Source organism: Polaromonas sp. P1_H6 (assembly GCF_056405195.1).
Map to the genome: position 1 here is coordinate 285,689 of NZ_JBFUCN010000001.1, position 21,559 is coordinate 307,247.

Here is a 21,559-nt window from a genome sequence, read left to right on the forward strand (position 1 = left end):
TGTTATACTTGACGAAAACAGTCAAGAACAATACCAGAACAACAAAAAGCCCCCGCGATACCGGTTGACTGACCTGGGCGGCTGGAGGAAGAGTTCCCTGCAAGCCACAAGCTTTCAGGGTGAAAACGACAGTCAAGCCATTTAAAGGAGCTTGTTATGCGCCTCACAACCAAAGGCCGCTTTGCGGTCACCGCGATGATCGATTTGGGACTGCGCCAGAACAACGGCCCGGTTACCCTGGCTGCGATCAGCCAGCGCCAGCAGATTTCCCTTTCTTACCTCGAACAGCTCTTTGGCAAGCTGCGCCGCCATGAACTGGTGGAATCCACCCGTGGCCCCGGCGGCGGTTACACCTTGGGTCGCAAGGCTTCCGAGATCACCGTGGCCGACATCATTGTGTCGGTGGACGAGCCTATTGATGCTACCCAGTGCGGTGGCAAGGAAAACTGCCTGGGCGAAGGCGGCCGTTGCATGACGCACGAACTGTGGGCATCGCTGAACAGCCGCATGGTGGAGTTCCTGGATTCCGTGACCCTGCAAAAACTGGTGGAAGACCAGCTTGCCAAGGGCGTGGTGATCGAGAACACCCCCCAGGTGAAAAAAGCCATTTTCACGGCGCCGGCGGTCAAGCCGATTCGCGTGAACGCGCCGAACTCGGTCTTTGCCCTGGGCAATGCATTTTCCAAATCCTGATGGATCCAGGCCGGGCAACCGCCCGGCTTCATCTCTTTGTGAATTGACGCATTGACCCTTGATCGCGCTGCCAGCCAGCCGTGAATTAAAAAAGCTAGCCACATGGACACCCCACACTTTCCCATCTACATGGACTACAGCGCCACGAATCCCTGCGACCCGCGGGTGGTGGACGCGATGATTCCCTGGTTGCGCGAACATTTCGGCAACCCCGCTTCCCGCAGCCACGCCTGGGGCTGGGAGGCGGAAGCCGCCGTCGAGAAGGCGCGGGGGCAGATCGCCGACCTCATCGGCGCCGACCCTCGCGAGATCGTCTGGACCAGCGGCGCCACCGAGTCCAACAACCTGGCACTCAAGGGCGCAGCCCACTTCTACAAAACCAAGGGCAAGCACATCATCACGGTCAAGACCGAGCACAAGGCCGTTCTTGACACCTGCCGCGAACTGGAGCGCCAGGGTTTTGAAGTGACTTACATGGACGTGCAAGCCGACGGCCTGCTGGACCTGGACGCGCTCAAGGCCGCCATCCGTCCCGACACCATTCTGGTCAGCGTCATGTTCGTCAACAACGAAATCGGCGTGGTCCAGGACATCCCGGCCATTGGCGCCCTGTGTCGTGAAAAAGGCATCATCTTCCATGTGGATGCCGCCCAGGCAACCGGCCGCATCGACATCGACCTGGCCACCTTGCCGGTCGACCTGATGAGCCTGACTTCGCACAAGACCTACGGCCCCAAGGGCATTGGCGCCCTGTACGTGCGACGCAAGCCGCGCGTGCGCCTGGAAGCGCAAATGCACGGCGGCGGCCATGAGCGCGGCATGCGTTCGGGCACGCTGCCCACGCACCAGTGCGTTGGCATGGGCGAGGCCTACCGCATCGCCAAGGCAGAGATGCACGAAGAAAACAAGCGCATCCGCGCCCTGCACGAGCGCATGCTCAACGGGCTCAAGGATGTGGAAGAGGTATTCCTCAATGGCCACGCCGACAAGCGCGTTCCGCACAACCTGAACATGAGCTTCAATTTCGTCGAAGGCGAGTCGTTGATCATGGGCATCAAGGGCCTGGCGGTTTCCAGCGGTTCGGCCTGCACTTCGGCCAGCCTGGAGCCAAGCTATGTGTTGCGCGCCCTGGGCCGCAGCGACGAACTGGCGCACAGCAGCCTTCGCATGACGATTGGCCGCTGGAGCACCGAAGAAGAAATTGACTACGCGGTCGCCACCATCAAGGAAAACGTGGCCAAACTGCGCGAACTGTCTCCCCTGTGGGAGATGTTCAAGGATGGTGTTGATTTGTCCACCATCCAGTGGGCCGCCCACTGAGCGGCATGTCGAACAGCTTAAAGAGGTAAACAAAATGGCATACAGCGAAAAAGTGGTGGACCACTATGAAAACCCCCGCAACGTCGGCTCTTTTGAAAAGGGCGACGAATCGGTAGGCACCGGCATGGTCGGCGCGCCGGCTTGCGGCGACGTGATGAAGCTGCAGATCAAGGTCAACCCGCTGACGGGCGTGATCGAAGACGCGCGCTTCAAGACCTACGGCTGCGGCTCCGCAATCGCTTCCAGTTCGCTCGTGACCGAGTGGGTCAAGGGCAAGACGCTGGACGAAGCGGCCAGCATCAAGAACAGCGCTATCGCTGAAGAGCTGGCCCTGCCGCCCGTCAAGATTCACTGCTCCATCCTGGCGGAAGACGCCATCAAGGCCGCCGTGAACGACTACAAGCAAAAGCACGCGCACTGATCAACGCATTCCCGTCACCTGTTTCATTTTCGAGTGATTTAAATGTCCGTAACCCTCACTGATGCAGCCGCCCGGCACGTGACCCGCTACATGACCAAGCGCGGCAAGGGTGTCGGCGTACGCCTGGGTGTCAAGACCACCGGTTGCTCCGGTCTGGCTTACAAGCTCGAATACGCCGACGAGATCGCGCCGGAAGACGTTGTGTTTGAAGACAACGGCGTCAAGGTGCTGGTCGACCCGAAAAGCATGGCCTACATTGACGGCACCAAGCTGGATTTTGTCCGTGAAGGCCTGAATGAGGGCTTCAAGTTCATCAACCCCAACGAGCGCGATCGTTGCGGCTGCGGCGAAAGTTTCCGGGTTTGACGGGCGAGCGGTCTTACGCGTGCTGCACCCTTACCGAAGCCGCCTCCACTGATTGTGCTGGCGGCTTTTTCTCGGCATGAATCTTCAATCCAATGACTTCGAGCTTTTCGGTGTTCCCCAGCGCTTCGCGCAGGATCGCGCCGCGCTGGATACGCGCTGGAAGGACCTGCAGCGCGAGGCGCATCCCGACAAGTTCGCCGCCCAGGGCGCGGCGGCACAGCGGGTGGCCATGCAGTGGTCGGTGCGCATCAATGAAGCCTACCAGCGCCTGAAGGACCCGCTCAAGCGCGCCAGCTACCTGTGCGAACTGAACGGCGCGCCCATCAACGCCGAAAACAACACTGCCATGCCGCACGATTTTCTGGTGCAGCAAATGCAGTGGCGAGAAGCGCTTGATGAAGCCGAAGCCGCGGAAGATTTTGAGAAAATCGCCTCGCAAGCCATGTTGAATGGACGCGAGAAGCTGTCAAAGATAGAGCAGCTGCTGGACGTGGACAGGGATTTCCCCGCAGCCGCCCGGCAAGTCAGAAGCCTTATGTTTATTGAGCGCTTTGCCAGCGAGGTTGATGCGCGCATCGACCAGCTGGGACAATAAAAGCATTACAGAGAAGTACAACGACCGCGCATGGCACTCCTGCAAATCTCCGAACCCGGCCAGACGCCTGACCCGCACCAGCGGCGCATCGCGATCGGCATTGACCTGGGCACCACGCACTCGCTGGTGGCCAGCGTGCGCAATGGTGTGTCCGAATGCCTGCCTGATGAGCAGGGAAGGGTGTTGTTGCCGAGCGTGGTCCGTTATCTTGAGGGCGACAAACGCCAGATCGGTTATGAGGCCCTGGCGGCGCAGGTGGATGATCCGCGCAACACCATTTCTTCCGTCAAGCGCCTGATGGGCCGTGGCATCCATGACATTGGCAGCCGTGCCCAGTTGCCCTATGAGCTGAACGACAAGCCGGGCATGGTCACGCTGCAGACCGTCGCCGGCGAAAAAAGCCCGGTCGAGATCAGCGCCGAGATCCTGGCCACGCTGCGCTATCGGGCCGAAGACACTTTCAACGACGACATCTACGGCGCCGTGATCACCGTGCCGGCCTACTTCGACGATGCCCAGCGCCAGGCCACCAAAGACGCCGCGCAACTAGCCGGCCTGAACGTGCTGCGCCTGCTCAATGAACCCACAGCGGCCGCGATTGCCTACGGCCTGGACAACGCCAGCGAAGGCGTCTACGCCGTCTATGACCTGGGCGGCGGCACCTTTGACATTTCCATCCTGCGCCTGACGCAAGGCGTCTTCGAAGTGGTGGCCACCGGCGGCGATTCGGCGCTGGGCGGTGACGATTACGACCGCGCGCTGGTCGACTGGGTGCTGGCCAAGGCCGGGCTCGCCGCAGAGACGCTCACCCCATCCGACAAGGCGGCCCTGCAACGCACCGCGCGCAGCTGCAAGGAAGCCCTCTCCGCCGCCGATCCCGTGCCTTTTTCGGTGCAACTGGCCAAGGCCCTCGTCAACTTCGAGATGAAGGCAGAAGACTTCGAAACCGCGACGGCCCACCTGACCCAGCGCACGCTGGCGGCCGTTCGCAAGGCCTTGCGCGATGCCAAGCTGGCCAAGGAAGATATCCAGGGAGCGGTCCTTGTGGGCGGCTCCACGCGCATGCCCCAGGTGCGCAAGGCGGTCGCCAGCTTCTTCGGCCGTGAGCCGCTGGTCAACCTCAACCCCGATGAAGTAGTGGCGCTGGGCGCGGCCATTTCCGCCAACCAGCTGGCCGGCAACAACACGGGGGATGAGCTGCTGTTGCTGGACGTGATTCCTTTGTCGCTGGGTATTGAGACTATGGGCGGGCTGGTCGAGCGCATCGTCCCGCGCAACCAGACCATTCCCACGGCCATGGCGCAGGACTTCACCACCTACCAGGACGGCCAGACCGCCCTGGCCCTGCATGTGGTGCAAGGCGAGCGCGACCTGGTGGCCGATTGCCGCAGCCTGGCCCGCTTCGAGCTGCGCGGCATCCCGCCCATGGTGGCCGGCGCCGCGCGCATCCGCGTGACCTTTACCGTCGATGCCGACGGCCTGCTCAGCGTGAACGCGAAGGAGCAGGTCAGCGGCGTCGAGGCGCGCATTGATGTGAAGCCTTCCTACGGCCTGTCGGACGAGGACATCGCGCGCATGCTGCAGGACAGCTTTTCCACCGCCCAGCAAGACATGAATGCCCGCGCCCTGGCCGAGGCCCGGGTCGATGCGGACCGCATGATCCTGGCCACGCAAAGCGCCCTGGCGGCGGATGCCGACCTGCTCAGCCCCAATGAGCGTGCGCAGATCGACGGCCTCATCGTCGGCCTGGCCGACACGCGCGCGCACGGCGACGCGGCCGCGATAGAAGCGGCCACCCAGGCGCTGGCCAAAGGCACCGAAGCCTTTGCCGCCCAGCGCATGAACCGGGGCATCAAGCAAGCCCTGGCCGGTAAAAACATCGAGGCCGTCTGAATCGACTGACAACCATGCCCATCATCAAAATACTGCCTCATCCCGAATACTGCCCGCAAGGTGCTGAAATCAGTGCGCCAGCCGGCACCTCGATCTGCGAAGCCCTGCTCGACAACAAGATCAACATCGAGCATGCCTGCGACCTGAGTTGCGCCTGCACGACCTGCCACGTGGTTGTGCGCGAAGGCTTTAATTCGCTGAACGAGCTCGACGAAAGCGAAGAAGACCTGCTGGACCGCGCCTGGGGCCTGGAGCCCAATTCGCGCCTGAGCTGCCAGGCCTTCCTGGCCCAGTCCGACGTGACGGTGGAGATACCCAAGTACTCCATCAACCACGCAAAGGAAAACCACTGAGTTTTCGGGTGAAAACGGGTGGGGTCAGCCTTCTCCGGAGGCGATAATCCAGCCATGCGCCAAATCGTTCTTGACACCGAAACCACCGGTCTTTCCGCTGAAAACGGCGACCGCATTATCGAAATCGGCTGCGTGGAGCTGGTGGCTCGCAAGCTCACCGGCAACAATCGCCACTTCTACCTGAACCCCGAGCGTGACAGCCATGAGGATGCGCTCAAGGTCCACGGCATCAGCAATGAATTCCTGAAGGACAAGCCCAAGTTTTCGGCCGTCGCCGAGGAACTGCTGGAATACCTGCAGGACGCCGAGATCATCATCCACAACGCGCCTTTTGACGTCAGCTTCCTCAACAAGGAGCTCGAACTCGTAGGCAGGCCGCCCATCAAGCATTGCGTGGCCAAGGTCACCGACAGCCTGATGATGGCCAAGGAGCTGTTTCCAGGCAAACGCAACTCGCTGGACGCCCTGTGCGACCGGCTGGAGGTCGACAATTCGGGTCGGACCTTGCACGGCGCCTTGCTGGATGCGGAGTTACTGGCCGACGTCTACATCAACCTGACCCGTGGGCAGAATGCGCTGGTGATGGACGTGGACGATAGGGCCCAGGAAGGCCAGGTCTCGGCGCCGCAGATAGACCTGAGCACGTTTGAGTTGCCTTTGCTGGCGGCGAACGACCAGGAAGCCGCCGAACACGAAAAGCTGCTGGCCGATATCGACAAATCCAGCAAAGGCAAGACGGTCTGGCGCGCCCTGGCTGCCTGAATTGAAGCGCATTCCGGGGGCGGACCGAAAAATCGGCCCAAAACACCATATAATCATAGGCTGACCGATAGGGCGGTTAGCTCAGGGGTAGAGCACTGCATTCACACTGCAGGGGTCGCAAGTTCGAAACTTGCACCGCCCACCAGAATTTGACGAACAAAAAGGCCAAGTCTTGCGACTTGGCCTTTTTTCATTGCGGCGCCAATCGGCGCCGTTTTTCATGGATTTAGAGGACTTCGCTCGCGAAATCGGCCAGGCGTGAGCGCTCGCCGCGTGCCAGCGTGATGTGCCCGCCATGTGGCCAGCCCTTGAAGCGGTCGACGGCAAAGGTCATGCCCGAGGAGCCTTCGGTAAGGTAAGGGGTGTCGATCTGCGCCAGGTTGCCCATGCAGATGATCTTGGTGCCCGGGCCGGCCCGTGTGATCAGCGTTTTCATCTGCTTGGGCGTCAGGTTTTGCGCCTCGTCGATGATCACGTACTTGTTCAGGAAGGTGCGGCCGCGCATGAAGTTCATGCTCTTGACCTTGATCCGCGAGCGGATCAGCTCGTTGGTGGCGGCGCGGCCCCATTCACCCGAGCCGCTGTCGGTTTTGCCCAGCACTTCCAGGTTATCGTCCAGCGCGCCCATCCACGGGCCCATTTTTTCTTCTTCGGTGCCCGGCAGGAAGCCGATGTCCTCGCCCACGCTCACCGTGGCCCGCGTCATGATGATTTCGGTGTAGCGGCGGTCGTCGAGCACCTGCGTGAGGCCGCTGGCCAGCGCCATCAGCGTTTTGCCCGTGCCCGCCGTGCCCGCCAGGGTGACGAAGTCCACCTCCGGGTCCATCAGCAGGTTCATGGCGAAGTTCTGTTCGCGGTTGCGCGTGGTGACGCCCCAGACGGCATTTTTGAGGTGGTTGTAGTCCTTCAATGTCTTCAGGACGGCGGTTTTGGCCCGGATTTCCGTCACACGGGCATACAGGGGCGGCTCTCCGGGGGCCTCAAAGAACACAAACTGGTTGATCAGCAGGCTGCCCACGATGGGGCCCGTGATGCGGTAGAAGGTGTGGCTGCCTTGCTGCCAGCTTTCGATGGTCTTGCTCTGGCGCGTCCAGAAGTCCGCCGGCAGGGCCAGCGAGCCGGAGTACAGCAGGTCGCCGTCTTCCAGGGTTTTGTCGTTCTGGTAGTCGTCGGTTGCCAGGCCCAGGGCGCGCGCCTTGACGCGCATATTGATGTCCTTGGACACCAGGACTACTTCGCGCGGTGCGTATTCCTTGCGCAGGGCCTCGACCACGCCCAGGATCTGGTTGTCGGCCTTGCCCTGCGGCAGGCTCATGGGCAGCGTGTAGTCCAGCGGTTTGGTCTGGAAAAACAGGCTACCGCCGGCCTCGGGATGGCCGGTGGTGTCCAGCTTCAAGCCCTTGGCGATATCGGCGCCCTGGGCGCCTGCCAGCGCGTCCAGCGTGCGACTGGTCTGGCGGGCATTGCGCGCTACCTCGGTCATGCCCTTTTTGTGGCCGTCGAGCTCTTCGAGCACGATCATGGGCAGGAAGATGTCATGTTCCTCAAACCGGAACAGGCACATCGGGTCGTGCATCAACACGTTGGTGTCGAGCACGAACAGCTTGGTGGGGCCGGTGTGCTTCGCCTTTTTGGGTTTGGTTACCGGCTGCGGGAGAGCAATGCTCTCTTTTTTATAGCTGGTGGGAGCCGGTTTTCCGGGGTGAGCGGCTTCCTTTCCTTTAAAAGCCGAAGGATGGCTGCCTTCACCCGCGGCCCGGCTGTCAAACAGGTCCATCACCGGGGGCTTCTGGGCGGATTCAGCACTTTCCGTTTTTCGTACGACTTTTGAGGGTGAGCGGGCTGGCGCGTCAAGCGCGTCAGGGGAGAGCAGGGCGGCACGTTTGGTCGGGGCGGGGGGCAGGGGCATAGTGCTTAAGACTCTCTAAAAAAAGAAGGGTTCCAGAAGCGAAAAAGCCGCCTTGAAACCAGGGCGGCTTTTTCTTTTGGCGCAGTTGCGAAGGTCAACAGCATGAGTTCATTATGCACAACTCAAGTGACAGGGCAATCCTTTGTTGCTAACTGGCCTCAATGAGTTTCAGGCGGCTTTTTTGAGAGCTTTGACGGCTTTCAGCACGTCGTCCACATGGCCGGGCACTTTCAGGCCGCGCCATTCCTCTTTCAACTGGCCATCGGCGCCCACCAGGAAGGTGCTGCGTTCAATGCCTTTGACCTTTTTGCCGTACATGATCTTGTTTTTGACCACGCCGAACATGTGGCACATTTTTTCTTCGGTGTCCGCAATCAGCTCGAAAGGGAGCTCAAGCTTGGACTTGAACTCGTCGTGGGACTTCATGTTGTCGCGGGAGACGCCGAACACGGTGGCGCCGGCCTTGACGAAGTCCTTGTAGCGGTCACGGAACTGCATGGCTTCCGTGGTGCATCCCGGCGTGTTGTCCTTGGGATAGAAGTACAACACGACGACTTTGCCCAAGTGGGACTGGTTGGAAACCTTGATGCCGCTGGTGGCGATCGCTTCAAATTCGGGGAGTGGTTTATTGACGACGACTGCCATACTGAGTAGACCCTGACGAAAGTAGTTGTAATTAGCCGCGCCTTTTGGCAAACGGCCCGGGATTTCCATCCCGGGATGTGCTGCCAAGTGCAACCCTAGATTTTACCCTGAAAGAGAGGGCATTTCAGCCTTCTGTTCCTTCTGTTTCAATCAGCAGGGCGGCAATCACTTGCCGGCCTTCACCCGCGAGGATGTTGTAGGTTCGGCAGGCCGCGAGCGTGTCCATGGTCTCAACGCCGATGCGGTGCTCCATCAGGACGCGCAAAAACGCCGGGGGCACAAAGCGCAGGCGAGCGCCGCTGCCGAAAATCACGAGTTCGGGCCGGGTTTCGGCCAGCAAGGCGAAATGTTCCGCGGTCAGTTGCTCAAAGCGCGCGCAGTTCCAGTCGAATTTCTCGCCGCGCGAGCCGATCACCACGCTGTGCTCGATCTTTTCCGCCACCCCGTCGCGCCCCAGGCCCACCCAGCCGGGGCCGTAGCCGAGGATGGACTGGACGTCGAGGCGGTCTGGCTGAAGTTTCATGCGGAGGGTCCGGGCGTTGTGAGGGCGTGGTGCGGCTGTGCGCGGGGTTTTGCGTGCTGGTGTTTGCCAGCGAAAACCCTCTTTTATGTGGTCAAATTATAGATTCCGCCCGAATTCCCCGCCGCAGCGCGTCGCATCTCCCCGGTTGCCGGCATGGTGAGCGGCGCGGCCCCCGTCCACAGCTTCTGAACGTTTCATGAAATCGATCACCAAATCCGCCAAGCTTGCCAATGTGCTTTACGACATCCGCGGCCCGATCATGGACGCCGCCAAGCAGATGGAGGAAGAGGGCCAAAAGCTCATCAAGCTCAATATCGGCAACCTGGCCGTGTTCGGCTTCGATGCACCGGAGGAAGTCCAGCAGGACATGATCCGCAATCTGCCCGCGTCGGCCGGTTATTCGGACAGCAAGGGCATTTTTGCGGCACGCAAGGCCGTGATGCACGAAACCCAGAAGCAGGGCATCAAGGGCGTCACGCTGGACGACATCTACCTGGGCAACGGCGCGAGCGAGCTGATTTCCATGGCCACCAACGCTTTGCTCGACGATGGCGACGAACTGCTGCTGCCGGCGCCCGACTACCCGCTGTGGACCGCTTCCACCAGCCTGTCGGGCGGCACGCCGGTGCATTACCGTTGCGATGAAAACAATGGCTGGATGCCCAACCTCGACGACATCCGCGCCCGGATCACGCCCAGGACCAAGGCCATCGCGGTCATCAATCCCAATAACCCGACCGGCGCGCTGTATTCCGACGAGCTGCTCAAAGGCATCATCGACATCGCGCGCGAGCACGGCCTGGTCATCCTCGCGGACGAGGTCTACGACAAGGTGCTGTACGACGGCGTCAAGCACACGGCCATCGCCAGCCTGTCCACCGACGTGCTCACGCTGACCTTCAATTCGCTTTCCAAGAGCTACCGCTCCTGCGGCTACCGCGCCGGCTGGATGGTGGTGTCCGGCCCCAAAAAACAGGCACAGGACTACATCGAGGGCCTGAACATGCTGGCCAACATGAAGCTGTGCTCCAACGTGCCGGGCCAGTGGGCCATACAGACGGCGCTGGGCGGCTACCAGAGCATCAACGACCTGACCTGTGAAGGCGGCCGCCTGCGCCGCCAACGCGACATGGCCTACGAGCTCATCACCGCCATCCCCGGCGTCACCTGTGTCAAGCCCAGCGCGGCGCTCTACATGTTCCCGCGCCTGGATCCCAAGGTCTACCCGATCAAGGACGATCGCCAGTTTTTCCTGGAGCTCCTCAAGGAGACCAAGGTGATGCTGGTACAGGGCACCGGCTTCAACTGGCCCGAACCGGACCATTTCCGCATCGTCTTCCTGCCGCATGAGGAAGACCTGCGCGAAGCCATCGGCCGCATTGCGAAATTCCTCGAGAACTACCGCAACAACCGAACTTGACCCTGTACCCGGCCCTTCACTCTTCAGTTCCCTGCGCCCCTTGAGGCGGCAGGCCTCCAGATCACACCAAAGCAAGACTTCAGCACTATGAAACCGACGAATTTGAGCCCCATCCGCGTAGGCCTCCTGGGCATAGGCACCGTGGGCAGCGGCACCTACAACGTATTGCAGCGCAACCAGGAAGAAATCCGCCGCCGCGCCGGCCGCGGTATTGAGATCACCATGGTCGCCGACCTCGATGTGGCGCGCGCGAAGGCTGCTGTCGGCCCAGGCGTTCAGGTGGTGGACGATGCCCGCAAGGTCGTGGCCAGCCCCGACGTCGACATCGTGATCGAACTCATTGGCGGCTACGGCATCGCCAAACAGCTGGTGCTGGAAGCCATCGAGGCCGGCAAGCACGTGGTCACCGCCAACAAGGCACTGCTGGCCGTGCACGGCACCGAGATCTTTGCCGCAGCCCACCGAAAGGGCGTGATGGTGGCTTTCGAGGCGGCCGTGGCCGGTGGCATTCCCATCATCAAGGCGCTGCGCGAAGGCCTGACGGCCAACAGCATCCAGTGGATCGCCGGCATCATCAACGGAACCACCAACTTCATCCTGTCCGAGATGCGCGACAAGGGCCTGGACTTCGACGTCGTGCTGAAAGAAGCGCAGCGCCTGGGCTACGCCGAAGCCGATCCCACCTTCGACATCGAGGGTGTGGACGCCGGCCACAAGGTCACGCTGATGTCGGCCATCGCTTTCGGCATCCCGGTGCAGTTCGACAAGGCTTACGTCGAGGGCATCACCGGCCTGGCCGCACAGGACATCCGCTACGCCGAGCAGCTCGGCTACCGCATCAAGCTGCTGGGCATCACCAAGCGCGCCGCCAACGGCATCGAGCTGCGCGTGCACCCCAGCCTGGTGCCGGCCAAGCGCCTGATCGCCAATGTGGAAGGCGCCATGAACGCCGTGGTGGTGCAGGGTGATGCCGTCGGCACCACGCTGTATTACGGCAAGGGTGCGGGCAGCGAACCCACCGCCAGCGCCGTGATCGCCGACCTCGTCGATATCGCGCGCCTGCACACGGCCGACCCTGAACACCGCGTGCCGCACCTGGCCTTCCAGCCCGACGCGATGAGCGATCTGCCGGTCGTCCCGATGTCCGACGTCGTCACCAGCTACTACCTGCGCCTCAAGGTCGCCGATGAGGCCGGCGTGCTGGCCAAGGTCACCGGCATACTCGCCGGCGCAGGCATCAGCATCGATGCCGTGCTGCAGCGCGAAGCCGATGAAGTCGGCGGCGAGGGTTCCACCCACACCGACCTCATCATCCTCACGCATGAGTGCATGGAAGCCAAGATGAACGGCGCCCTGGCCCAAATGCAGGCCCTGCCCACGGTGCTGGCCCCCATCACGCGCATCCGCAAGGAGGAGTTGGCGTGAGGTTTTTTCTAGCCATGCTGTGCTGGGTCGCAGTGACGGCACACGCTCAGGTGCCTGCGGCAAGCCGTGAAGCGAAACTTGAAAAGTTGCTGACACTTCGGGCTTATCCGGGTGATGCCAAGCGTGCTGAAAAAGCGATCCAGGAGTCCGTGCCGTCCAGTTTGGTCTTCCCGGCTGCACTGATGCTTGACGAGTTGATGAAGACCACGGAAGTCACCGAGGCTCAACGCACGGCGTTCCTTGTGGAAGTGGCCACAATAAAAGTGACGATCGATACCGAGCCATTGAGGCAGTTGGCCTTGTCAAGGCTTCGAGGCCTGACCGCCAAAGAGTTGGAGCAGTCGATTGCCTTTTTTCAGACGCCTGCAGGTGCCAAATTGGTGGGCATTGAGCAGGCGATTTCTGACGAATGGCAGAAAAAGGCTGATGAGTTGCTGAACGATGCGACGACTTCGGCGTTGCCCGAAATTGGAAAAATGATTGAAAAATTAAGCACTCAGTTGCCCAAGAAATCGCACTGAATTTACTTTGTCCTTTTAGTTGCCCAATACTGGTCTTACCAGCAGGTTCACTCAGACATGTTTTATCTTTCTACCCGCGGCCATGCCGACCGCAAGCGCTTCTGCGAAATCCTGCTCGAGGGCCTGGCGCCGGACGGCGGCCTCTACCTGCCCGAGCAGTATCCGCAAGTGGATGCCGCGACGCTGCAGAAGTGGCGCGGCCTGTCTTACGCTGAACTGGCGTTCGAGGTCCTTTCGCTGTACGTCGATGACATTCCCGCCGCCGACCTCAAAGCCATCTGCGACAAGACCTATACCGAAGCAGTGTTCGGCACAAAAGCCATCGTCCCGCTGAAAAAACTCGAAGACGGCCTTTACCTCGAAGCCCTGTCGAACGGCCCCACGCTGGCCTTCAAGGACATGGCCATGCAGCTGCTGGGCAACCTGTTCGAATACGAGCTGGCGCGCCGCGGCGAAGAGCTCAACATCCTGGGCGCCACCAGCGGCGACACCGGCAGCGCGGCCGAATACGCCATGCGCGGCAAGAAGGGTGTGCGCGTTTTCATGACCTCGCCCAAGGGCCGCATGAGCCCTTTCCAGCAGGCCCAGATGTTCAGCCTGCAGGACGAAAACATCCACAACATCGCGGTCGAAGGTGTGTTCGACGACTGCCAGGACATCGTCAAGGCTGTGTCCAACGATTTGCCTTTCAAGCGCCAGTACAAGATCGGCACCGTCAACTCCATCAACTGGGCGCGCCTGATGGCGCAGGTGGTGTACTACTTCGCCGGTTACTTTCAAGCGACCCGTTCGAACGCGGAGAAGGTCGACTTCACTGTGCCCTCGGGCAACTTCGGCAATGTCTGCGCGGGCCATGTCGCCCGCATGATGGGCCTGCCGATCGGCAAGCTCGTGGTGGCCACCAACGAAAACGACGTGCTCGACGAGTTTTTCCGCACCGGTGTCTACCGCGTGCGCGGCAGCGCCGACACGCATGAAACCTCCAGCCCCTCCATGGACATTTCCAAGGCCTCGAACTTCGAGCGTTTTGTGTTCGACCTGCTGGGCCGCGACGGCGCCAAGACCAAGGCCCTGTTCCACGACCAGCTCGGCAGCCAGGGCCGGTTCGACCTGAGCGCCGAGGCGGCGTTCAAGGCGGCCGCACAGCGCTACGGCTTTGTGAGCGGCAAGAGCACCCATGCGGACCGGCTCGCGACGATTCGCGACACGAACAAGCGCTTCGGCACCACGATAGACACCCACACCGCCGACGGCGTGAAGGTGGCGCGCGAGCAGATCCAGCCCGGCGTGCCCATGGTGGTGCTGGAGACCGCATTGCCCATCAAGTTCGCGGCCACGATTGAAGAAGCGCTGGGCCACGCGCCCGCGCGGCCCGCGAAGTTCGAGGGCATCGAAGACCTGCCCAAGCGCGTCAAGGTGCTGCCCGCCGATGCGGCCGTGATCAAGCGCTACATTGCCGACCATGTGCATTGACGCGGGCCGCGGTACCGCCTGGAAGGCCCAGCCATGAACGTTGTCGGTTTCGCCGGTTACTCCGGATCGGGCAAGACCACCCTGGTGGAAAAGCTGATTCCCGCGCTCAAGGCCAGGGGCCTGCGCGTGTCGGTGGTCAAGCATGCGCATCACAAATTCGACATCGACCATCCCGGCAAGGACACCTTCCGCCACCGCGTGGCCGGCGCCTTCGAGGTGGTGGTGGCTTCGCAGAACCGACTGGCGCTGATGCGCGAGTTTGAAAAGCCGTCCGAAATGACGGTGCACCAGCTGATCGCCGAGCTTTACGGCGGCGTCGACTGGGTGCTGGTCGAAGGCTTCAAGAGCAGTGACCTGCTCAAGATCGAGGTCTGGCGCGGCCCCTCGGCCGACTACGCGGGCAAGCCCGCCCGCTACATGGACGACGATTTCATCGTCGCCATCGCCACCGACACTCCCGATCAATTGCCCGAAGCAACCTTGCGTCCGGTGCTGGATTTGAACGACGGCGACGCCGTGGCCGACTACCTGGTCAACAATCAAGAGCGCTTTGCCTATTCCTTCGAAGACCGTTTCGGCTAGGCCTGGGTGAGGCAGTGAAGGCCAGCCCTGACGCCAGCCCAGTTCCGTTCATGCCTTTGTTCCGGATATCCCGACCATGAGTTCTGTTCCCGCCGCACCCACAGCCCGCGCACCCCTGAAGCCTCTGGACCAGGCGCTGGCCGAGTTGCTGGCCCGCGCGGCAAGCTTGCCCGGCGGCGAGACGGTTTCCACCTTTGACGCCGACGGCCGCGTGCTGGCCCAGGACCTGGTCTCCAGTCTCGACGTGCCGGCCCATGACAACAGCTCCATGGACGGCTACGCGCTGCGCACGGCCGATTGGGCCGAAGGTGCGGTGCTGCCGGTCGGCCAGCGCATCCCGGCCGGCAGCAGCGGCCATGCCCTGGCGCCGGCCTCGGCCGCGCGCATCTTCACCGGCGCGCCCATTCCACCCGGCGCCGATGCCGTGGTGATGCAGGAAGACTGCGAAGCCGTGAATGAGGGCGTGCGCATCAAGGCCAGGCCCCAGCCCGGCCAATGGATTCGCCGCCGCGGCGAGGACGTGGCCGCCGGCACCGTGGTGCTGCACCGCGGCGAACGCCTGACGCCCGCCTCGCTGGGCCTGGCCGCCAGCATCGGCTTTGACAAACTGCAGGTCGCGCCCCGGGTGCGCGTGGCCTTGTTCTCCACGGGCGACGAACTCGTCATGCCCGGCGAGGTCGCACCGGCCGACATGAAACCCGGCGCCATCTACAACTCCAACCGTTTCTTCTTGCGCGCCTTGCTGCTGCGCCTGGGCTGCAGCGTGACAGACCTCGGCATCGTGCCCGACCGCCTCGATGCCACAATCGCCGCGCTCAAGGGTGCCGGCGAAGCGCATGACCTGATCCTCACCAGCGGCGGCGTTTCCGTCGGCGAGGAAGACCACATCAAGCCCGCCGTACAGGCGCTGGGCGAGCTCGCCCTGTGGCAGATCGCGATCAAGCCGGGAAAACCATTCGCTTGCGGCAAGGTCGGCGGCGCGCACTTCATCGGACTGCCGGGCAATCCGGTGTCCAGCTTTGTGACCTTCCTGGTGCTGGTGCGGCCCTTTTTGCTCAGGCTGCAGGGCGCGTCCGAGGTGGCTCCCGCTTCCATCGCGCTGCCGGCCCATTTCGACTGGCCCAAGGCCGACAAGCGCCGCGAATTTTTGCGTGCCAGGCGCAACGCCGCAGGCGGGCTCGACTTGTTCAGCAACCAGAGCTCGGGTGTGTTGACCTCGGCCGTCTGGGGCGACGGCGTCATCGACAACCCGGCCGGCCAGGCGATTGCCCATGGCGACGCGGTGCAATTCATCCCGTTTTCGGCATTGATGGCCTAAGGCGCTGCATAAAGGCCTTCCCATGAAAGTCACCATCAAATATTTTGCGTCCATTCGCGAAGCCATAGGGCAGGGCAGCGAGGTGCGCGACACCGCCGCCACCACGCTGGCTGCCCTGCGCGATGAACTGCTAGCGGCCACGCCAGCGCATGCCGCCAGCCTGGCGCGCGGCCGGGCTGTGCGCATGGCGCTCAACCAGGTCATGAGCGACGAAGCGGCACTGCTCAGCGATGGCTGCGAAGTCGCTTTCTTCCCGCCCGTGACCGGCGGCTGACCCGCCCGGCTCAAGCCACCAGCGCGTCCAGCCGCTGAAGGCGTTCGGCCAACTCTGTAGAAGCCCGTGTCATCGGGCTGCGCAGCTCGTTGCGAAGCAGGCCGCGTTCCGCCATCAGCGCCTTGAGCGGCCCCGGGTTGGGCTCGGCAAACAGGCCGGCTATCAAGGGTTGCAGCGGCGCCCACAAGACCTCGGCTCCCGCCAGGTCACCCACCCGGATGCGCCGTAGCACCTCCACAAAACGTTCCGTGTGCAGGTGGGCTGCCGCCGCAATCGCGCCCCGGCCGCCCTGCGCCATGGTGGCCAAGATATTCACGTCTTCGCCCGCCAGCACCTGCAGCCGCCCATCGGCGATCAGGGCTTTTGTCTTGGCCGGGTCGCCGCCGCAGTCCTTGAGGGCCAGGATGCGCGGATGACTGGCCAGCGTCAGCAGAGTTTCGAGTTCCAGGCGGCTGCCGGTGCGGTAGGGGATGTCATAGAGGATCACCGGCACGGTGCTCGCGTCGGCCAGGGCGCTGAACCATTCGATGAGGCCCGCCTGGGAGGGCCGGATATAGCTGGGCGCCGGCAGCAGGATGCCGGCCAGGCCCAGCGTGCCCAGTGCCTTGATGCGCGCCGCCGTCTTGCCCAGGTGGTAGCCCGACAGGCCCATGACCAGCGGCAGGCCGTCGGCATGTTCCATCACGGTGTGCAGCGTTTGCAGCTGCTCGTCCTCGTCCAGGGCGGCGGCCTCGCCGGTGGAGCCGCAGACCACCAGCCCGGCGATGCCCTTGGCGCAGTAATGCGCCACCAGGCGCTTCAAGGCCGCATGGTCGACCTTACCCTGGTCAAAGGGGGTGACAAGTGGAATCCACAGTCCTGAGAAATCGGTATTTGCCTGGTTGGCAGTAAGCGCTGTTTGCATGAAGAGACATCCCAAAAAACTGACCGGCTTGAAAGGCCGTCATCAGAACAAGAGATGGGTGTCCGCAAAAGACTGGGAAAGTAAGCAACGGTTCCATCGCTCATTCGACGACGGAACCGCAGCCCCGGTCAAATGAGCAACGGTTTTTTCGATTTGCTGGCGCTCGCCCCAAGGCCGCGGGCACTGTCGTGCGTCCGGGCGGCGAGGGGGAAGGTGTGGCCAGTCATGCGGCAAATCTTACCGTAGGCACTGCGTTCCGGGGGCGCGAGTGGCAAAATTGCCACTATGGCTTCACCCCGCGTCCTGATCACCACCGATGACTTCAACCTCGCCGAAGAGGTGGCCGCGCTACGGGCCGGAGACAAGCGGGTCGGCGCCGTCTGTACCTTCACCGGCACGGTCAGGGACCGCAACGACGGCCTGAGCGTCAGCAGCATGGAGCTGGAACACTATCCCGGCATGACCGAAAAAGCCATCGAAGCCATGGTCGACGAGGCGATGGTGCGCTTTGACATCTTCGGCGCGCGTGTGGTGCACCGCGTCGGCCTGTTGCAGCCGCTGGACCAGGTCGTCCTGGTGGCAGTGACCTCCGCGCACCGCGGTGAAAGCTTCAAGGCCTGCGAGTTCCTGATGGACTATCTCAAGACTCAGGCGCCGTTCTGGAAAAAAGAGCAGACGCCGGAAGGTGCGCGGTGGGTTGATGCGCGGGTCACCGATGATGCGGCGCTGGCCAAGTGGGGCATTGTGGCCCCCAATGCCTGAACACAGGCCCTAGTTCAGGTAGCGGGGCTTTTCCATGGCATCCGGCGGCTCGGGGGTGTCCGCTGCCTCTTCGAGACCGGCGACCGGCGGTGATTTGAGCCACTGGGATTTTTTGAGGCACTTGTTCAGCAGCTGCAGCAATCCCTGGGTGAGCCGGGCGCTGATGGCGATTCGCACATTGCGTCCCGGTTCGGGCAGCTTTTCGATAAAAGCCAGTTCCAGCTTGCCCGATTTCAGCAAGGACATTTTGACTTCCGTCACCAACAGCGGTTCTGTTCCCAGCGGCAGCGCGGCATTTTCGGCCTGGTAGGGCGTCTTGAAATCGCTGACCTGGGCCAGAGCTTCTTTGTTGAAGTTCTCCACCATGCGCCGGCGATGCAGGTCCTGGGGCGTTGCGATGTCGCTGTCTTTGGTTTCCTGGGCCAGCTGGCCGGCGGCGGTTTTCGTCAGGGCAGGCACCAGGGAGAGCGTCATGCGGCGGGTCAGCCACAGGCGCAGTTCCTCGCTTTCATGGCTGCTGATGCGCACCAGCAGCCTGTCCTGCTCCTGGTGGTAGGTCACCGAGACCTGGTGGATGTTCATGGGCCGATTTTAGGGGCGCCGGGAAAATGCTTGAAAACCAGCCCCAGCCCCCCAGATACTGTGCAACATCCATCCGGATGGGGCCTGAGCCAGGCCTGCCGGAATCCACGGAGCCCTATCCATGCGACAAGACAAACTGACCACCAAATTCCAGGAAGCCCTGAGCGACGCGCAATCCCTCGCGCTGGGCAATGACAACGGCTATATCGAGCCGGTCCACCTGCTGGCCGCCATGCTGCGCCAGGACGACGGCCCGCGCGCGCTGCTGGAAAGAGCCGGCGTCAACGTCGGCGGCCTCACGCAGGCCGCAGACGCCGCCGTCAAAAAGCTGCCGCAGGTACAGGGCCAGGACCAGATCCAGGTCGGCCCCGATCTCGCCAAGCTGCTGCAGGCCACCGAAAAAGAAGCCATCAAACGCAACGACCAGTTCATTGCCGGTGAGCTCTTTCTGCTGGCCGTGGCCGACAGCAAGGGCGACGTCGGCCGCCTGGCCAAGGAAAACGGCTTGACGCGCAAGGCGCTCGAAGCCGCGATAGACGCGGTGCGCGGCGGCCAGGGCGTGAACAGCGCCGACGCCGAAGGCCAGCGCGAAGCCCTCAAGAAATACTGCATGGACCTGACCGAGCGCGCCCGCCTGGGCAAGCTCGACCCGGTCATCGGCCGCGACGACGAAATCCGCCGCGCCATCCAGGTGCTGCAGCGCCGCACCAAGAACAACCCCGTGCTGATCGGCGAGCCCGGCGTCGGCAAGACCGCCATCGTCGAAGGCCTGGCCCAGCGCATCGTGGCGGGCGAAGTACCTGACTCCCTCAAGGGCAAGCGCGTGCTCTCGCTCGACATGGCCGCATTGCTGGCCGGCGCCAAGTTCCGCGGCGAGTTTGAAGAGCGCCTGAAAACCGTGCTCAACGAGCTGGCCAAGGACGAAGGCCAGACCATCGTCTTCATCGACGAGCTGCACACCATGGTGGGCGCCGGCAAGGCCGAAGGCGCAATGGACGCCGGCAACATGCTCAAGCCCGCACTGGCGCGCGGCGAGCTGCACTGCGTGGGCGCCACCACGCTCGACGAATACCGCAAGTACATCGAAAAAGACGCCGCGCTGGAGCGCCGCTTCCAGAAAATCCTGGTCGGCGAGCCGACCGTGGAGGCGACCATCGCCATCCTGCGCGGCCTGCAGGAAAAATATGAGGTGCATCACGGCGTGCAGATCACCGACCCGGCCATCGTGGCCGCGGCCGAGCTGAGTCACCGTTACATCACCGACCGTTTCCTGCCCGACAAGGCCATCGACCTGATCGACGAGGCCGCGGCCAAGATCAAGATCGAGATGGACTCCAAGCCCGAGGTCATGGACAAACTTGACCGCCGCCTGATCCAGTTGCAGATCGAGCGCGAAGCCGTGCGCCGTGAAAAAGATGAATCTTCGAAAAAGCGCTTCGAGTTGATCGAGGAAGAAATCGTCAAGCTGCAAAAAGAGATCTCCGACCTCGACGAAATCTGGCAGGCCGAAAAAGCCCAGGCCCTGGGTTCCAAGGACGTGATGGAGGAAATCGACCGCATCCGCTTCCAGATCGAGGAGTTCACCCGCAAGGGAGACTTCAACAAGGTCGCCGAGCTGCAATACGGCAAACTGCCCGAACTCGAAAAACGCCTCAAGGAGGCGCAGGACACCGAAGCCAGCAAGGGCAAGTCCAACGCGCCCACGCTGCTGCGCACCCAGGTCGGCGCCGAAGAGATCGCCGAGGTCGTGGCGCGCGCCACCGGCATCCCCGTCAGCAAGCTGATGCAGGGCGAGCGCGACAAGCTGCTGCAGATGGAGGGCAAACTCCATGAGCGCGTGGTCGGCCAGGAAGAAGCCATCGGCGCGGTGGCCAACGCGATCCGCCGTTCACGCTCGGGCCTGAGCGACCCGAACCGCCCGACCGGCTCCTTCCTGTTCCTGGGCCCCACCGGCGTGGGCAAGACCGAGCTGTGCAAGGCGCTGGCCGGCTTCCTGTTCGACAGCGAGGATCACCTGATACGCGTCGACATGAGCGAGTTCATGGAAAAGCATTCGGTGGCCCGCCTGATAGGCGCGCCTCCGGGTTACGTGGGCTATGAGGAGGGCGGCTACCTGACCGAGGCCGTGCGCCGCAAGCCCTATAGCGTGCTGCTGCTCGACGAGGTCGAAAAAGCTCACCCCGACGTGTTCAATGTGCTGCTGCAGGTGCTGGACGACGGCCGCCTGACGGACGGGCAGGGCCGCACGGTGGACTTCAAGAACACCGTGATCGTCATGACCAGCAACATCGGCTCGCCCATCATCCAGTCCATGGTCGGCAAGCCGACCGAAGAAATCAAGGACGCGGTGACGGACGAGCTCAAGAACTACTTCCGCCCCGAGTTCCTGAACCGGATCGACGAGACCGTGGTGTTCCACGCGCTCGATGCGAAGAACATCGAGTCCATCGCGCGCATACAGCTCAAGGTGTTGGTTGCCCGGCTGCAGAAGATGGACCTCGCGCTGGACGTGTCGGAAGCGGCGATCGCCGAACTCGCCAAGGTCGGCTTCGACCCGGTGTTCGGCGCCAGGCCGCTCAAACGGGCCATCCAGCAGCGTATCGAAAATCCGCTCAGCAAGCTGCTGCTCGAAGGGCGTTTCCCGCCCAAGAGCACGATACCGGTGGACGTGGATCCCATCCGCGACCCGGGCGTGTTCCGGTTCGAATCGACGGTTCACTGACCAACGGTTTCATGGTGAGCCTCACAGCCCGCTCCGGCTTGCGCCGGGGCGGGTTTTTTTATGGCCGCACCACGAAGGAAATGCTGGAATCGTCCT

At 62.5% G+C, this 21,559-nt stretch carries 22 protein-coding genes and 1 tRNA gene; 18 read left to right on the forward strand and 5 right to left on the reverse strand.

Going from position 1 to position 21,559, the window contains the following annotated elements:
* Window positions 1-156 precede the first annotated feature (156 nt).
* The 9 genes from iscR (at window position 157) to AC1D1F_RS01390 (ending at window position 6,548) form a co-directional block, all read left to right on the forward strand.
* Window positions 157-693 carry a Fe-S cluster assembly transcriptional regulator IscR gene (iscR, locus tag AC1D1F_RS01350; RefSeq protein WP_092128187.1) on the forward strand — a complete coding sequence of 179 codons (537 nt, stop codon included), beginning with the start codon at window positions 157-159 and terminating at the stop codon, window positions 691-693.
* A gap of 102 nt (window positions 694-795) precedes the next feature.
* Window positions 796-2,013, forward strand: a complete 1,218-nt coding sequence (locus AC1D1F_RS01355) for an IscS subfamily cysteine desulfurase (protein WP_477678637.1) — start codon at window positions 796-798, stop codon at window positions 2,011-2,013.
* A 34-nt stretch (window positions 2,014-2,047) separates the two neighbouring features.
* Complete coding sequence (iscU, locus tag AC1D1F_RS01360) at window positions 2,048-2,434, forward strand: Fe-S cluster assembly scaffold IscU (RefSeq protein WP_411879498.1); 387 nt, start codon at window positions 2,048-2,050, stop codon at window positions 2,432-2,434.
* 42 nt (window positions 2,435-2,476) lie between these two features.
* Window positions 2,477-2,800: an iron-sulfur cluster assembly protein IscA gene (iscA, locus tag AC1D1F_RS01365; RefSeq protein WP_074575253.1), complete on the forward strand. Its 324-nt coding sequence runs from the start codon at window positions 2,477-2,479 to the stop codon at window positions 2,798-2,800.
* A gap of 76 nt (window positions 2,801-2,876) precedes the next feature.
* Window positions 2,877-3,395, forward strand: coding sequence for a Fe-S protein assembly co-chaperone HscB (hscB, locus tag AC1D1F_RS01370; protein WP_477679439.1), 519 nt, complete (start codon window positions 2,877-2,879; stop codon window positions 3,393-3,395).
* Window positions 3,396-3,425: 30 nt separating this feature from the next.
* Window positions 3,426-5,288 (forward strand): Fe-S protein assembly chaperone HscA, encoded by a 1,863-nt coding sequence (gene hscA / locus AC1D1F_RS01375; protein WP_477696280.1) that lies wholly within the window; start codon window positions 3,426-3,428, stop codon window positions 5,286-5,288.
* Window positions 5,289-5,302: 14 nt separating this feature from the next.
* Window positions 5,303-5,641 carry an ISC system 2Fe-2S type ferredoxin gene (gene fdx / locus AC1D1F_RS01380; RefSeq protein ID WP_436154118.1) on the forward strand — a complete coding sequence of 113 codons (339 nt, stop codon included), beginning with the start codon at window positions 5,303-5,305 and terminating at the stop codon, window positions 5,639-5,641.
* Window positions 5,642-5,695: 54 nt separating this feature from the next.
* Window positions 5,696-6,403: a DNA polymerase III subunit epsilon gene (gene dnaQ / locus AC1D1F_RS01385; RefSeq protein ID WP_477678673.1), complete on the forward strand. Its 708-nt coding sequence runs from the start codon at window positions 5,696-5,698 to the stop codon at window positions 6,401-6,403.
* A gap of 70 nt (window positions 6,404-6,473) precedes the next feature.
* Window positions 6,474-6,548: transfer RNA gene (locus AC1D1F_RS01390), tRNA-Val, on the forward strand.
* A gap of 81 nt (window positions 6,549-6,629) precedes the next feature.
* On the opposite strand, the gene AC1D1F_RS01395 is transcribed toward AC1D1F_RS01390, so the two are convergent.
* From AC1D1F_RS01395 to AC1D1F_RS01405, 3 genes are all read right to left on the reverse strand, one after another.
* Window positions 6,630-8,312, reverse strand: a complete 1,683-nt coding sequence (locus AC1D1F_RS01395) for a PhoH family protein (protein WP_477700634.1) — start codon at window positions 8,310-8,312, stop codon at window positions 6,630-6,632.
* 168 nt (window positions 8,313-8,480) lie between these two features.
* Window positions 8,481-8,957: a peroxiredoxin gene (locus AC1D1F_RS01400; RefSeq protein ID WP_477679189.1), complete on the reverse strand. Its 477-nt coding sequence runs from the start codon at window positions 8,955-8,957 to the stop codon at window positions 8,481-8,483.
* Between the two features lie 124 nt (window positions 8,958-9,081).
* On the reverse strand, window positions 9,082-9,480 hold the full coding sequence (locus AC1D1F_RS01405; RefSeq protein ID WP_477679190.1) for an Mth938-like domain-containing protein: 399 nt from the start codon (window positions 9,478-9,480) through the stop codon (window positions 9,082-9,084).
* A gap of 196 nt (window positions 9,481-9,676) precedes the next feature.
* Between AC1D1F_RS01405 and AC1D1F_RS01410 the strand changes: the two genes are divergently transcribed.
* From AC1D1F_RS01410 to AC1D1F_RS01440, 7 genes are all read left to right on the forward strand, one after another.
* Window positions 9,677-10,900: a pyridoxal phosphate-dependent aminotransferase gene (locus AC1D1F_RS01410; RefSeq protein ID WP_477696282.1), complete on the forward strand. Its 1,224-nt coding sequence runs from the start codon at window positions 9,677-9,679 to the stop codon at window positions 10,898-10,900.
* A gap of 102 nt (window positions 10,901-11,002) precedes the next feature.
* A complete protein-coding gene (locus AC1D1F_RS01415) occupies window positions 11,003-12,325 on the forward strand; it encodes a homoserine dehydrogenase (protein WP_477678874.1) in 1,323 nt (440 codons plus the stop codon).
* Complete coding sequence (locus AC1D1F_RS01420) at window positions 12,322-12,846, forward strand: DUF2059 domain-containing protein (protein ID WP_477678872.1); 525 nt, start codon at window positions 12,322-12,324, stop codon at window positions 12,844-12,846. Before AC1D1F_RS01415 ends, AC1D1F_RS01420 begins: the two co-directional genes overlap by 4 nt.
* Before the next feature lie 57 nt (window positions 12,847-12,903).
* A complete protein-coding gene (gene thrC, locus AC1D1F_RS01425; protein WP_477696283.1) occupies window positions 12,904-14,319 on the forward strand; it encodes a threonine synthase in 1,416 nt (471 codons plus the stop codon).
* A 33-nt stretch (window positions 14,320-14,352) separates the two neighbouring features.
* Window positions 14,353-14,901 carry a molybdopterin-guanine dinucleotide biosynthesis protein B gene (mobB, locus tag AC1D1F_RS01430; RefSeq protein ID WP_477696284.1) on the forward strand — a complete coding sequence of 183 codons (549 nt, stop codon included), beginning with the start codon at window positions 14,353-14,355 and terminating at the stop codon, window positions 14,899-14,901.
* A 76-nt stretch (window positions 14,902-14,977) separates the two neighbouring features.
* On the forward strand, window positions 14,978-16,219 hold the full coding sequence (locus AC1D1F_RS01435; RefSeq protein ID WP_477675302.1) for a molybdopterin molybdotransferase MoeA: 1,242 nt from the start codon (window positions 14,978-14,980) through the stop codon (window positions 16,217-16,219).
* Between the two features lie 22 nt (window positions 16,220-16,241).
* A complete protein-coding gene (locus AC1D1F_RS01440; RefSeq protein ID WP_477675301.1) occupies window positions 16,242-16,493 on the forward strand; it encodes a MoaD/ThiS family protein in 252 nt (83 codons plus the stop codon).
* A 10-nt stretch (window positions 16,494-16,503) separates the two neighbouring features.
* Here the strand turns inward: AC1D1F_RS01440 and dapA are convergent, their stop codons facing one another.
* Window positions 16,504-17,397, reverse strand: a complete 894-nt coding sequence (dapA, locus tag AC1D1F_RS01445; RefSeq protein ID WP_477675300.1) for a 4-hydroxy-tetrahydrodipicolinate synthase — start codon at window positions 17,395-17,397, stop codon at window positions 16,504-16,506.
* Window positions 17,398-17,682: 285 nt separating this feature from the next.
* Between dapA and AC1D1F_RS01450 the strand changes: the two genes are divergently transcribed.
* A complete protein-coding gene (locus tag AC1D1F_RS01450; RefSeq protein ID WP_477675299.1) occupies window positions 17,683-18,159 on the forward strand; it encodes a molybdenum cofactor biosynthesis protein MoaE in 477 nt (158 codons plus the stop codon).
* 9 nt (window positions 18,160-18,168) lie between these two features.
* Here AC1D1F_RS01450 and AC1D1F_RS01455 read toward each other — a convergent pair whose 3' ends face one another.
* Entirely contained in the window at window positions 18,169-18,741 is a 573-nt protein-coding gene (locus tag AC1D1F_RS01455; RefSeq protein WP_477675298.1) for a hypothetical protein, read from the reverse strand.
* A 121-nt stretch (window positions 18,742-18,862) separates the two neighbouring features.
* Between AC1D1F_RS01455 and clpB the strand changes: the two genes are divergently transcribed.
* Window positions 18,863-21,463: an ATP-dependent chaperone ClpB gene (gene clpB / locus AC1D1F_RS01460; protein ID WP_477696285.1), complete on the forward strand. Its 2,601-nt coding sequence runs from the start codon at window positions 18,863-18,865 to the stop codon at window positions 21,461-21,463.
* Window positions 21,464-21,559: the final 96 nt, after the last annotated feature.